Origin of the sequence: Natronoarchaeum sp. GCM10025321 (genome assembly GCF_042663585.1) — an archaeon.
Lineage (GTDB): Archaea > Halobacteriota > Halobacteria > Halobacteriales > Natronoarchaeaceae > Natranaeroarchaeum.
This window is the reverse complement of sequence record NZ_JBHTAN010000006.1, coordinates 328,088-340,880: the sequence shown is the minus strand read 5'-3', so window position 1 is coordinate 340,880 and position 12,793 is coordinate 328,088. Positions and strand designations below refer to the sequence as shown.

The following is a 12,793-nucleotide window of genomic DNA, read 5'->3' as shown; positions in this document are numbered from 1 at the left end:
ACCCTGCACGGGCCGCCCGAGGGAGCCACAAGGGGGTATTTTCGCCTGAGATTATATATCATATAACCTGAAATAAACCAGCAATAGGGGCTGAAACCGCAGCACCTGCGACTTTCACCATTGTTAAGTAGCCATATAGTATTACCCACGTAACATGACTGTGATGTCCGCTGTCGTCCTCGCCGCCGGGGAAGGTGAACGGTTGCGGCCGTTGACACACAACCGGCCGAAACCGCTGTTACCCGCCGGCAACCGGCCGATCATCGATCACGTGCTGGATTCGCTGATCGACGCCGGGATCGAGGAGATCCACGTCGTTGTCGGCTACAAGAACACGCGCGTGCAGGATCATGTCGGGTCGACTTACAGGGCCGCGTCGATCAACTACGTCCGACAGGAGACACAACTCGGTAGCGGCCACGCCCTGCTACAGGCCGAAAACGCCGTCGAGGGGCCGTTCGTCGTTCTCAACGGCGACCAGATCGTCGCGTCGGAGATCGTCACCGCGGTCGTCGGCGCACATACCGACACCGACGCGCAGGCCACGCTTGCAGTCCTCGACGACAGTCGGGCGCAGGCGTACGACGGCGTCGACGTCGAAGACGGGCAGGTCCTCGACGTCGCAGTTGGGCCGGACATCCCGGCGGATTACGGCCTGAACGCCGGCGTCTACGGGTTCGAGCCGAGCGTGTTCGATGCGATCCGTACCGCGTCGAGCGGCGACGGAACGCGGACGCTTCCGGGGGCAATCGAGACCATGCTCGACAGTGACGAACCGATCCGCGCCGTCGAAACTGAGGGGCTCTGGGTCGACGCAAACTACCCGTGGGACCTGCTGGTCGTTGCCCGACAGCTCTTCGCCCACGACGCGCTGCCGGAGGCCCCCAACGAGATCCCCGAGAGTGCAACGGTCCACGAGAGCGCCACGCTTCGTGGGTCGATCGCTATCGACGAGGACGCCGTCGTCGGGCCGGGCGCGGTGCTCGGGCCGAACGTCTGTCTCGGCGAGAACGCGACGGTCGAAGCGAACGCCGTCGTCGACAACAGCGTTGTCGATAGCGACGCGCGAGTCGGGCCGAACGCGACGCTGGTCGACTGCGTCATCGGTCAGGGCGTCCGGATCGGCGCGGGAGCCACGATCGCCGGCGGGCCGGGCGACGTCCGCGTCGGAACCCGCGTGTTCGAGGACGAATCGCTGGGGGCCGTGATCGCGGATCGAGCCGAACTGGGTGGCGACGTCAGCGTCGCCCCCGGAACGCTCGTCGGGCCGGACGTCACCGCGGCGACGGGCGTCACGCTCGACGGGACCATCGATCCCGGACAGGAGGTGGTCCGATAATGTGTGGCATCGTCGGCTACGTCGACCGGAGCGGCACTCCCGCGGCGCTCGACGTCCTCGATACGGGGCTAACGAGTCTCGAATACCGGGGCTACGACTCGGCGGGCGTCGCACTCGCCGACGAGGGGCTGACCATCGTCAAGCGCGAGGGGAAAGTCGAGGCGCTGACCCAGGCGCTCGACGAGGAGCATCCCGACGACGTTGCGGTCGGCATCGGCCACACGCGCTGGAGCACGCATGGCCCACCGTCGGACGCGAACGCCCATCCCCACACCGACTGTTCGGGTTCGGTCGCAGTCGTCCACAACGGCATCATCGAGAACTACGACACGCTCAAAGCCGAACTCTTAGAGCGTGGCCACGCCTTCGAGAGCGAGACCGACACCGAAGTGATCCCGCACCTGATCGAAGACGCGCTGGAGCGGGGCTGCTCGCGCGAGACCGCGTTCCGCGGCGCGATCGAGCGTCTGGAAGGGAGCTACGCTGTCGTCGCCGTCTTCGAGGGCGGGGACGAACTGCTCGCGACCCGGCAGGACTCCCCGCTCGTGCTGGGGATCGGCGACGACGGCTACTACCTCGCGAGCGACGTGCCTGCCTTCATCGAGTACACCGACCGCGTCTCCTATCTCGACGACGGCGAGTTCGTCCGCGTCACGCCCGAGGCCGTGACCGTCTCCGACGCGTCGGGCGCCGAGATCGAGAAGTCCGTTTCGACCATCGACTGGGACCCCGAGGACGCCGGCAAGAGCGGCTACGAGCACTACATGCTCAAGGAGATCCACGAACAGCCTCGCGCGCTTCGCAAGTGCCTGCGCGGCCGCGTCGACGAGATTGACGGCCGCGTCTCGCTGGATCTCGACCTCGATCGGGAGAGCGTCGAGCGGATCCACCTCGTGGCGTGTGGTACGAGCTATCACGCTGCGCTGTACGGCGCACAGCTACTGCGCGCACAGGGGATTCCCGCCCAGACGTTCCTCGCGAACGAGTACGACGAGACTACCCTCGCCGGCGAGAACCCGCTGGTCATCGGCGTTACCCAGAGCGGCGAGACCGCGGACACGCTGAGCGCGCTCCGGACCGCCCAGAGCGCCGGTTCGGAGACGCTCGTCGTGACCAACACGGTCGGGAGCTCGGCGGCGCGCGAGTGCGATCACGCCCTCTTTGTCAGAGCAGGCCCCGAGATCGGCGTCGCTGCAAGCAAGACCTTTGCTAGCCAGCAGACCGCCCTGCACCTGCTTGCGCTGTGGCTCACGGGCGACGACGTCGACCCCGACCGTATCGCCGCGCTCCGGGCGATCCCCGAGCAGGTCCAGTCGATCCTCGACGACGACAGCGCCCGCGAGGTGGCGGCGGAGCTAGCCGGCTCCTCGGCGTACTTCTTCATCGGACGGGGCCCACACTGCCCCGTCGCGCTCGAAGGCGCGCTCAAACTGAAGGAAATTTCGTACGAACACGCGGAAGGCTTCGCCGCTGGCGAACTCAAACACGGCCCGCTCGCGCTGATCACGCCCGAGACGCCGATCATTGCGATGGTGACCGGCAACGACGAGCGCGCCCGGAAGACCGTCGGGAACGTCAAGGAGGTCCAGGCCCGCGGCGCGCCGGTCGTCGCCGTCACCGACGGGAAGGCGACCGTCGAACAGTACGCCCAGCACGTCCTGTCGGTACCCGAAACCGACCCGGAGATCGCCGCGCTGCTCGCAAACGTCCAGTTGCAGGTGCTCGCGTACTGGATCGCCCACGACCTCGGCCGCCCGATCGACAAGCCGCGCAACCTCGCGAAAAGCGTCACCGTGGAGTGAGCCGCGACGTCGCCCGCGGTCTCCGAGGCGGATCGTCGCCGTTTGATGGCGCGACAAATGGCTCATGAATGACACTACCTTTTTATTCTTTGACTGAGCATCTCACGTATGGACGCTATTGTTCTGGCAGGAGGATTCGCGACACGAATGTGGCCGATCACCCGTCACCGGCCGAAAATGCTGCTCCCAGTCGGAGATACGACCGTTATCGATCGGATACTGCAGCAGTTAGAGGACGACGACCGCATCGAGACCGTCTACCTGAGTACGAACGAAGCGTTCGCGGAGACGTTCAGAGAACATATCGCCGACAAGGGGTACGACAAAACGCAGCTCTCGGTCGAGGATACGACCGGCGAGGACGAGAAGTTCGGCGTCGTCGGCGCGCTTTCCCAACTCGTCGAGCGCGAGGACGTCGACAACGACCTGTTCGTCATCGCGGGCGACAACCTCATCGGCTTCGAGCTGGGCGAGTTCCTCGACGAGTACGAGGAGAACGACGCCCCCACCCTCGCCGCCTACGACGTCGGCTCGCGGGAGAAAGCCAAATCCTACGGGCTGGTCGACCTCGACGGCGATCAGGTCGTCGACTTCCAGGAGAAACCCGACGATCCCAAGAGCACGCTGGTCTCTATCGCGTGTTACGCGTTCCCCGCCGACTCCGTGCGCTTTGCCGAATACCTCGCCGGCGAGAACAACCCGGACGAACCCGGATGGTATATCGACTGGCTGCAGTCACAGGAGGCGGTGTACGCCTTCACCTTCGACGACGTCTGGTTCGATATCGGCACCGCCGACTCGTATCTCGAGACGGTCGAGTGGAAACTCGACGGTGGCTCGAAGATCGATCCCGACGCAACGGTCGAAAACTGTGAGATCGGCGAGACGGTCCACGTAATGGCCGGCGCGACGGTTCGGGATTCGACGCTCGAACAGACGGTCGTCTTCCCTGACGCCACCGTCGAGAACTGCAACGTCGACGGGACGATCCTCGACACGGACGTCGCGGTCGAGGACCTCCGGATCTCCGAGTCGATCCTCAGCCATATTTCGGTAATGGACGAGTAGGGGCGACCGGTCTCGCGCGTTTTTCTGTACTTGCTGAAAGGGTGAGCGAAGCGGCCGCTAGATCAGCGGTTCGATAATGTCCCGGCCCGCTTCGAGCAGGTTCCGGACCTGTTCGTCGCTGTCGGCTTCGGCGTACACGCGGAGTTTCGGCTCGGTGCCCGAGGGTCGCACCAGCAGCCAGGAACCGTTCTCGAGGAAGATCTTGAAGCCGTCCTTCTCGTCGACGCGGTCGACGTCGAGGCCGAGGATCGACTCCGGGAGGGAGTCGTCCAGTTCGCCGAGTACCGCTTCCTTCCGCGCATCGGGGCAGTCGACGCTGATCCGATCCTGATAGATCTCGCCGTACTCAGCGAGGATGTCGTCGATCCGGTCGTCGAGCGAGCGCTCGGCGTGGGCGCTGGCGATCACCAGCGCCAGCAACACGCCGTCCTTGTTCAGCAGGTGATCGGTGAGGCCGAAGCCGCCCGATTCTTCGCCGCCACAGAGCGCGTCGGACTCGCGCATCCCCTCGGCGACCCACTTGAAGCCGACCGGGACCTCGACGGTCTCCTCGCCGTGGGCGGCCGCAATCTTGTCGATGAGGAACGTCGTCGAGACGGTTCGGACCGCCGGGCCGCTCCCGGATTCGAGGAGGTACTCGTACAGCGCGGCGTACAGCAGGTTCGGATCGAGGAAGCCACGCTCGGGCGTGACGATGGCGATGCGGTCGGCGTCCCCGTCGTTCGCGACGCCGAGGTCGGCCCCGCTCTCGGTGACGCGCTCGACGAGTGTTTCGAGTTTCTCGGCGGTCGGTTCGGGCGACCCCCCGCCGAACGTCGGATCGAGTTCGTTGCGGAGTCGCTCGACGTCCGCACCGGCAGATTCGAGCAGCGCGTCGGTGACGTCACGGCCGCTCCCGTGCATCGCGTCGTAGACGACCGAGAGGTCCTCGAGGTCGGTGTCGGCGTACGCCAGCGCGTGGGCGTGGTACTCGGGGACGAGTGGCTCCTCGGTGACGGTGCCGCGTTCGACCTCGGGCAGCAGGTCTGGCTCTGCGAGTAACTCCTCCAGGCGGTTCGTCACCGACTCGCCGGCCGGCGACCCGTCGGGCGAGAGGAACTTGATGCCGTTGTACTCCGGCGGGTTGTGACTCGCCGTGACGACGATACCGCCGTCGAGGTCGCGGTCGTCCAGCGTCCACGCCAGCACTGGTGTCGGGCAGTCGCGCTCGCTCGTGACGACGTCGAGACCGTTCCCCGAGAGGACTTCGATCACTGCCTCGGCAAAGCCGGGCGATGTCTCGCGCGCATCGTAGCCCACGCCGACCGTCTCGGCGTCCTGTTCGTCGAAGTACGAGGCGGCCGCCTGTGCGACGATCCGGACTCGCTCTTCGGTGAACGTATCGAGGGTTGCGCGCCAGCCATCGGTTCCAAAGGAGATCTGATCCATGTGAGAGTACAAACACGCCAAATACCAATAGATTACCTATTTGGGCAGTGATATATGGCGCACTCTGCGAACCGTTAAGTTCTGGACGCGCAACTATCACCCATGGGAATGTCGAACGACGCCGACGACGCGACAGACGCACCGGTCACCTTCGAGATGGAGATCGATGAGGAGAAGACCGAGATCGTGGTTTCCGGCGACCGGGATACCGCAGTGATCGTCCGCTCCGAGTCGGGCGAGCAGATCTACCTGCCGCCGGAGGACTTCGATCGGGAGCCGAAACGCCAGACGCCCTACCAGAGTTCCTATGGCTCGCAGGCCCAATCACAGACGACGCCGTACCAGTCACAGGCCGATACGTCATCGATCGAGGGAATGGAGTCCACCGCGGACGGCTACATCATCGTGCATCCCGAACCGGTGACCGACATCCGATTCCTGCGGTGACCGAGGGGAGGGCTACGCTTCCTCGTCGAGGATATCGTTGTACAGTTCGACGTGTTCGTCGGCGACTTCCGCCCAGGTGTGCTCTTCGTACTCGATCGGCGACGTCATCGAAAGCGCGCGGTCGATCCCGTCCGCGATGGAGTCCGAATCCGGTTGGACCTGAATGACACAGTCGTCCGGCAGGATCTCCGTTGCCCCGCTCTTGCTGGCGACGACCCGCGTGCCGACCGAGAGCGCCTCGACGATAGTGATGCCGAACGGCTCGGCAAGCGACGGCGAGACGAACAGATCCGCGCTGTTGTAGTAATCGCCGAGTTCCTCCTGTTTGACGTAGCCGACGAATTGTACCTGGTCGTCGATGTCCAGCAACTCGGCGAACCGCTTGAGCTGATCGGTCAGATGACCCGATCCCCCGAGGACGAGAGTGACGTCCTCGCGCTGGAGCTTCGAGAAACCATGCAGGAGGAAGGAAAGCCCCTTCTGGTCGGTGTGGCGACCGACGAAAAAGAGCATCTCGCCGTCGATATCGAGTTCGGCTTTGAGGTCTTTGCCGGTCGGCTCGACGGACGAGAACCCGTTGTAGATGACCCGCGCGTCGGCGTCGTACTCCTTGCGGATGCGGTCCCGGGTGAACTTGCTGACGGCGACTAGCTCGTCGGCCTGGTCGGCAACCCGCTGTTCCGTCCGCACTTCCCGTTGCGGGGGGTTGACGTTCCGGTCGACCGAGAGCGAGTGAAACGTGGTGATCCACTCGACGTCGTGGGCGGAGCTAGCTCTGGAGCCCGGCTCGTAGCCGAACCAGTCGTTCGTGTGGATGATATCGGCGTCCTCCGCACGGTTGGAGAAGGCGCTGGCGAGGCGGCCCACGCGCGTGACGATGTCGCCCTGGCCGGTCGGGACGCCGTGGATCCCGGGCCGGTCCGAGGGAGCGAACTCTTCTGGCAACACGAGTTCGACCTCGACGTCGTCTCTCGGCGCTAGCTGTTCGTACAGTTCCGCTATCGCGGTGTCCAGTCCGCCCGTAATGTTCGGGGGGTACCCCCATCCTAGCAGCAGTACTTTCGGAGCCATATTCATCGATTCACTTGTTACAGCGTTGTCGGTCAGCAGTATATAACTTCGTGCCGGAGAAGGCAGGCGGCGGCAGCATCTGTCGATATTTATGTGGGCGTCCACAAGCACGGTATATGTGGCCCTGGGGACATGCGGCGGTCGGCTATCTCCTGTATTCAGCCTACACACGCTCGCGAGGCGACCGCCGACCACTGGCTATCGCGACGATCATCCTCGCAGTCGGGACACAGTTCCCCGACCTGATCGACAAGCCGTTCTCGTGGACGTTCGGTATCCTCCCCACTGGCCGGACGCTTGCGCACACACTGCTGGTCCTGGTGCCGCTCACCGTCGCCATCTACGTGGCCTGCAAACGCCTGCGCAGACTGCGAAGCGAGTGGGCTATCGCGTTCGCCATCGGGGCTCTCTCACACGTGGTCGTCGACGCCATTCCGTCAGTGGTGTGGGGCGACGTCGCTATGGGCAACTTTCTGCTCTGGCCGTTGCTGTCCGTTCCGCCGTACGAAAACAGCAGTCCCTCCATCATCGGGGCCTTCCTCGCGTTCGATCTCTCGAACTACGTTCTGTTCGAGTTCGCCCTCGTTGCGCTCGCTATCGGCGTGTGGTGGGCCGATGGCCGCCCGGGCCTGTCCTATCTCCGCAACCGGTTCCGGAAGGAACTCGCCCCGAGTCGGGATTCGACGTAGCCTAGTCGTTTCTGTCGTATAACACCGACTCGCCGGGCATCGTCATCGTCTCGACGCCGAGTTTCACGCCGGCGTTCAGGCTCGTGTTGATCCCCGTCTTCGTCCGGTCGCCAGCGACGACGCCGAGTTTTCGTCGGCCCGTGTCGACCTTGTCACCCTTGACGAGCATCGAGACGGGTTCGTCGTCGTGGCGCAGGTTCGCGACCTTGGTCCCTGCGCCGAAGTTGACGTCCTGGCCGAGCACGGAGTCGCCGATATAGGCGAGATGGCCGGCGGCGCTCCCCGCCATAATCACTGAATTCTTCACTTCGACCCCGTTCCCGATGCGGACGTCCTCGCCGATCACCGTCGACCCGCGGACGTAGGCGTTGGGGCCGATATCCGCACCCGATCGAACCACGATGGGCCCTTCGAGATACGCGCCCGAGCGGATCCGCGCGCCCGCTTCGACGACGACCTCGCCGTGCAGATGGGCATCGTCCTCGACGGTTCCGTCGACCCGTCCGTCGAGATTACTCAGGACGGCCTCGTTGGCGTTCAGTAGCTCCCAGGGGCGGCCCACGTCGAGCCACGGACCGTCGTACTCGACTGCAGCGACGGAACGGTCGTCGGCCATCAGTAACTCGATCGCTTCGGTGATCTCGTACTCGCCGCGCAGGCTCTTTTCGGTCCGGTCGATGAACTCGAAGATCGATGGCTCGAAGGCGTAGATGCCCGTGTTGATCAGGTTCGACGGCGGGTCGTCGGGCTTCTCGACGAGCGTCGTCACCTCGCCGGACTCGGTCTCGACCACGCCGTACGAACTCGGATTATCGACTGGCTGGACGGCGATCGTCGCCCCCTCGCTCTCGCTTAGCTGGCGGGGAAGCCGATCGTCGATGACGACGTCGCCGTTGATGACGAGAAAGCGACCGTTGACGGCCGCCTCGGCGCAGCCGATTGCGTGGGCGGTCCCAAGCGCTTCCTCCTGCGTGACGTACTCAACCGGGATCCCGTTGTACTCGGGCCCGACGCGCGCTTCGATCGTCTCGCCCATGTAGCCGATGACGACGACGAACCGGTCGACGACATCGGCACAGCGGTCCATGGTCTGTTCGATAAGCGTCGATTCTCCGAGTGGGAGGAGTGGCTTGGGGCACCCACGCGTGAGCGGGCGCATCCGGGTTCCTTCGCCGGCGGCGATAATGACGGCGTCCATACTCGTTCGACAACGGGAGGCTCAAATAAAGCTACGGATCGAACAGAACGGGCTTCGAGTGGCGGGGACCTGTCACTCCGGGACGAACGCGTTCCCCCGGAGGACCATCCGGGTCGTCAGCGCCGCGGTGGCCACCCAGACGACCGAAAGCAGCAGCGTCACGGCGGCGAGCACGTAGCCGAACGCGGCAATACCGAGGAAGTTCCCCAGCGCGCCCGCGGAGATGGCAAACGCACCGACCGGGAACGTGTAGGCCCACCACGTGAAAAAGAACGGATGGGACAGACGGGTGATGTAGTAGCTCATGAGCGCGGCGGTCAGCACGAACCACCAGGCCGAAAAGCCCCACATCGCCAGGGCAAGCAGTTTCAACACGGGTAGCAGAGGTTCGACCGCGAGGCCGAGTCCGACGCCACCCTGGAGTGCGTGTCCGAGCTTCGTGACCGAGATGGTCAGCACCGCGGTCGGTGCCAGGCCGATGACGAACGTCGGCGCGAGTTTCTCCGGTGGCAGGCTCTCGTAGGCGTAGCGGTGGAGGATGATCGCTCCGAAGAAGAGGAACATGAACGTCCCGATCCCCAGCGCGATCATCGACACCAGAAACACCAGTTGTCCGGTTGCCGTCCCGCCGAGGTAGCCTCCCGCGAGCTCGAAGCCCAGTAGCGGGATCACGAGATGACTAACCGGTGGAATGTACCAGGCGAAGACGCCGTGTTGGGTCCCGATCCGGTCGTTGGTGAACATAACCGTCACCACCAGCAGGCCGAAGGCAAAGATGCCGACGCTCCCGACGACGAACAGCGCCGTCAGTAACGGATCGAGCACGCTCGTCGGGACGACGTTACCCATCGTCCGGGCGATTCCGAGTCCGAGAACGATCAGCGTGATCGGCATCGTCGGGAAGAACTGCCCCCGGATCGGGTGCAACAGGTCCTCCCGGACGCGCCCGGGATACAGGAACATCCGTGCCAGCCACGGGAGCGTGAAGGTGACAGTCATCACTGCTGTCAGCGCCACGAAGAACTGGGAAAGCGGGAGCAACGCGCCCAGCTGGAACTGATCGGCGACCAGCGCAAGCGCGACGCCCAGCGCGCCCGTCCCCATCGTCGATCCGAACCACTGCGGCCCGAAGAACTCGACCGTGTTCGCGAGCCGCGACTGTCTCGTCTGCGTCACATTCACTTCACTCATAGTATTGTACGTTGTAGTGGTTTTCGCACAAGCATAGACTTCAATGTAACGACTCACAGATCGCGCGTGTAATACGCGATACCGGCAATAGCTGGCCATTTAGTCGGCTTATTCGGGAATATACGGCGACAAGAGACATGGAACAGAATTCATCACCATTATTCTACACCAATAGTATTGTACAACATAAGCAATATCAGTGTCGGCTCCCGAAGACCAGCCAATGTCAGAAGAGTTCGAGTTGTCGGAGTTCGACGACGGCACCGAGGACGGAACGCTCGTCGACTGGCACGTCGACGCGGGCGACACTGTCGCGGCCGGCGAGCGCATCGCCGACGTGGAGACAGACAAGTCCGTGATCGAGATAACCGTCCCGTCGGCCATGGCGGTGACCGAACGTGTCCCCGCAGTCGGCGACGCCGTCACGGTCGGCGACGTCCTGTTCCGCTACGAGGACGCCGCTGAGGAACCGACGACCGCCGAGTCGGGAGCGGAGGATGGTCCCACGTCAGCGGTCTCCCGTGTCGACGAGGGTGATGACGGCGATGACGGCCCCACATCGGCGGTCTCCCATGTCGATGGGGGGGAGTCGTCGAGTCGAGCACTAGCCGACAGCTGCACGGACGTGCTCGTCATCGGCGCGGGTCCGGGGGGGTACGTCGCCGCGATCCGGGCAGCCCAGCACGGCCTCGACGTTACCCTCGTCGAGAAGGACGCCTACGGCGGGACCTGCCTCAACTACGGCTGTATCCCCTCGAAGGCGCTCGTCCACGGCGGCGACGTCGCCCACGAGGCGCGGACCGCCGACCACCTCGGGATCGACGCGGACGTCGACGTCGACCTCGGCCGCCTCGTCGACTGGAAAGACGGTATCGTCGACCAGCTCACGGGCGGCGTTGAGGGCCTCTGCAAGGCCGCGGGCGTCGACCTCGTCGACGGCGCCGCGCAGTTCGTCGACGAGCACGTCGCCGAGATCGACGCTGACGGCGAAACGCGCACGCTCGGATTCGAGTACGCGATCGTCGCGACCGGGAGCCGGCCACTGGAGGTGCCGGGCTTCGAGCCCGACGGCGGGTACGTGCTCGACTCGCGGGACGCGCTCGAACTCGACGAGGTTCCGGACTCCCTGATCGTCGTCGGCGCGGGCTACATCGGCATGGAGCTCTCGACTGTCCTCGCGAAACTCGGCACGGACGTAACAGTCGTCGAGATGTTCGACGACGTGTTACCGATGTACGACGACGATATCTCGCGGGTGATCCGCGAGCGCGCCACGGAGCTGGGGATCGACTTCCGCTTTGGCGAACTGGCCGCCGACTGGGACGAACGCGACGAGGGTGTCGTCGTCGCGACGGAGACCGAGGACGGCGATATCACCGAACTCTCGGCCGACGCGGTGCTGGTCGTGGCCGGTCGCGACCCCGTCACAGACACAGTAAACTTCGATGCACTCGGGATCGAACCCGACGACGACGGCTGTGTCCCGACCGACGCGCAGGGTCGGACCGACCTCGATCACGTCTTCGCTGTGGGCGACATCGCTGGCGAGCCGATGCTCGCGCACAAGGCGAGTTACGAGGGCGAGGTGGCCGCCGACGCCATCGCCGGACAGCCCGCTACGCTTGACCACGCAGCGATGCCCGCGGCCGTCTTCACCGATCCGGAGGTCGCCACAGTGGGGCTAACCCGGGAGGAAGCCGCCGAAGCGGGCTACTCGCCGGTCGTCGGCCAGATGCCCATGGCCGGGAACGGCCGCGCGCTCACCGTCGAAGCGGACGACGGGTTCGCCCGGATCGTCGCTGACGAGCCCACTGGGCGCGTACTCGGCGCGCAGATCGCCGCGCCAAACGCCTCGGAGCTGCTCAGCGAGATCACGCTGGCGATCGAGCAGGGACTGACGCTGTCGGAACTGGCCGGGACGGTCCACACCCACCCCACGCTATCGGAGACCGTCATGGAGGCGGCCGCCGACGCGCTCGGCGAGGCCATCCACACCAGATAGCAGCCCGCATTAAGTACACGAACGTTCACCATACTAATCGATTACAACAGTTACATCGATACAATTCCCATAACAAGAGACGATTCGCAAGGGCTTTAATAGTATAGTGGATAATGCACAATAGCAACATGGCAGATATCAGCCTGACCACGACGAGCACGGACGGATTCGACACTCAAAGCGTCATCGGCGACTTCGCGCTGGGTATCGACCCCATGAACGAGACGGGACCGAACCCCAATGCCGTCCTCGTCGCGGACTACGCTGCGTGTTTCCTGCCGGCCGTCCGCATGGGCGCACAGAGGTCCGGCTACGACGATCTCGGCAAACTGGATATCGAGGCCGACGCCGACCTCGACGATCACGACAACGTCGACTCGATCAGCTTCACGCTAAAAGTCGAGGGCGCCGTCGATGATCCCGCAGAACTCGTCGAACTGGGCGAGCAGTACTGTCACGTCCACACGGCCCTGCGCGAGGGACTCCACGCCGACGTGACGGTCGTCGACGACGCCTTCTAGACAGCCCGTACGATTCATTCGTGTTCACCCCGAAGAT

The 12,793-nt window shown here is 64.4% G+C and carries 11 protein-coding genes and 1 pseudogene; 8 read left to right on the top strand and 4 right to left on the bottom strand.

What is annotated here, in order from left to right:
• The first annotated feature begins 154 nt into the window (after nucleotides 1-154).
• From ACFQL3_RS04490 to ACFQL3_RS04480, 3 genes are all read left to right on the top strand, one after another.
• Nucleotides 155-1,339, top strand: coding sequence for a sugar phosphate nucleotidyltransferase (locus tag ACFQL3_RS04490; protein ID WP_377051802.1), 1,185 nt, complete (start codon nucleotides 155-157; stop codon nucleotides 1,337-1,339).
• Nucleotides 1,339-3,141 carry a glutamine--fructose-6-phosphate transaminase (isomerizing) gene (glmS, locus tag ACFQL3_RS04485; RefSeq protein WP_377051800.1) on the top strand — a complete coding sequence of 601 codons (1,803 nt, stop codon included), beginning with the start codon at nucleotides 1,339-1,341 and terminating at the stop codon, nucleotides 3,139-3,141. Before ACFQL3_RS04490 ends, glmS begins: the two co-directional genes overlap by 1 nt.
• Nucleotides 3,142-3,249: 108 nt before the next feature.
• A complete protein-coding gene (locus ACFQL3_RS04480) occupies nucleotides 3,250-4,209 on the top strand; it encodes a sugar phosphate nucleotidyltransferase (RefSeq protein WP_377051798.1) in 960 nt (319 codons plus the stop codon).
• Between the two features lie 57 nt (nucleotides 4,210-4,266).
• Here ACFQL3_RS04480 and ACFQL3_RS04475 read toward each other — a convergent pair whose 3' ends face one another.
• Nucleotides 4,267-5,637: a phosphoglucomutase/phosphomannomutase family protein gene (locus ACFQL3_RS04475; protein ID WP_377051796.1), complete on the bottom strand. Its 1,371-nt coding sequence runs from the start codon at nucleotides 5,635-5,637 to the stop codon at nucleotides 4,267-4,269.
• Nucleotides 5,638-5,745: 108 nt separating this feature from the next.
• Between ACFQL3_RS04475 and ACFQL3_RS04470 the strand changes: the two genes are divergently transcribed.
• Nucleotides 5,746-6,084, top strand: coding sequence for a DUF7510 family protein (locus ACFQL3_RS04470; RefSeq protein ID WP_377057010.1), 339 nt, complete (start codon nucleotides 5,746-5,748; stop codon nucleotides 6,082-6,084).
• A gap of 12 nt (nucleotides 6,085-6,096) precedes the next feature.
• Here the strand turns inward: ACFQL3_RS04470 and ACFQL3_RS04465 are convergent, their stop codons facing one another.
• Nucleotides 6,097-7,155 (bottom strand): glycosyltransferase family 4 protein, encoded by a 1,059-nt coding sequence (locus tag ACFQL3_RS04465; RefSeq protein ID WP_377051794.1) that lies wholly within the window; start codon nucleotides 7,153-7,155, stop codon nucleotides 6,097-6,099.
• A gap of 116 nt (nucleotides 7,156-7,271) precedes the next feature.
• Here ACFQL3_RS04465 and ACFQL3_RS04460 point away from each other — a divergent pair, with 116 nt between their 5' ends.
• Complete coding sequence (locus ACFQL3_RS04460; RefSeq protein ID WP_377051792.1) at nucleotides 7,272-7,844, top strand: metal-dependent hydrolase; 573 nt, start codon at nucleotides 7,272-7,274, stop codon at nucleotides 7,842-7,844.
• Between the two features lies 1 nt (nucleotide 7,845).
• On the opposite strand, the gene glmU is transcribed toward ACFQL3_RS04460, so the two are convergent.
• Both glmU and ACFQL3_RS04450 read right to left on the bottom strand, forming a co-directional pair.
• Nucleotides 7,846-9,042: a bifunctional sugar-1-phosphate nucleotidylyltransferase/acetyltransferase gene (gene glmU, locus ACFQL3_RS04455; RefSeq protein ID WP_377051790.1), complete on the bottom strand. Its 1,197-nt coding sequence runs from the start codon at nucleotides 9,040-9,042 to the stop codon at nucleotides 7,846-7,848.
• A gap of 72 nt (nucleotides 9,043-9,114) precedes the next feature.
• Nucleotides 9,115-10,233 (bottom strand): C4-dicarboxylate transporter, encoded by a 1,119-nt coding sequence (locus ACFQL3_RS04450; RefSeq protein WP_377051788.1) that lies wholly within the window; start codon nucleotides 10,231-10,233, stop codon nucleotides 9,115-9,117.
• 223 nt (nucleotides 10,234-10,456) lie between these two features.
• On the opposite strand from ACFQL3_RS04450, the pseudogene ACFQL3_RS04445 reads away from it, so the two are divergent.
• From ACFQL3_RS04445 to ACFQL3_RS04435, 3 genes and pseudogenes are all read left to right on the top strand, one after another.
• Nucleotides 10,457-10,669 (top strand): annotated as a pseudogene (locus ACFQL3_RS04445) (biotin/lipoyl-containing protein); the annotation flags it as partial.
• 189 nt (nucleotides 10,670-10,858) lie between these two features.
• A complete protein-coding gene (gene lpdA / locus ACFQL3_RS04440; RefSeq protein ID WP_377057008.1) occupies nucleotides 10,859-12,235 on the top strand; it encodes a dihydrolipoyl dehydrogenase in 1,377 nt (458 codons plus the stop codon).
• A gap of 128 nt (nucleotides 12,236-12,363) precedes the next feature.
• Nucleotides 12,364-12,756, top strand: a complete 393-nt coding sequence (locus tag ACFQL3_RS04435; RefSeq protein WP_377051786.1) for an OsmC family protein — start codon at nucleotides 12,364-12,366, stop codon at nucleotides 12,754-12,756.
• Nucleotides 12,757-12,793 lie beyond the last annotated feature (37 nt).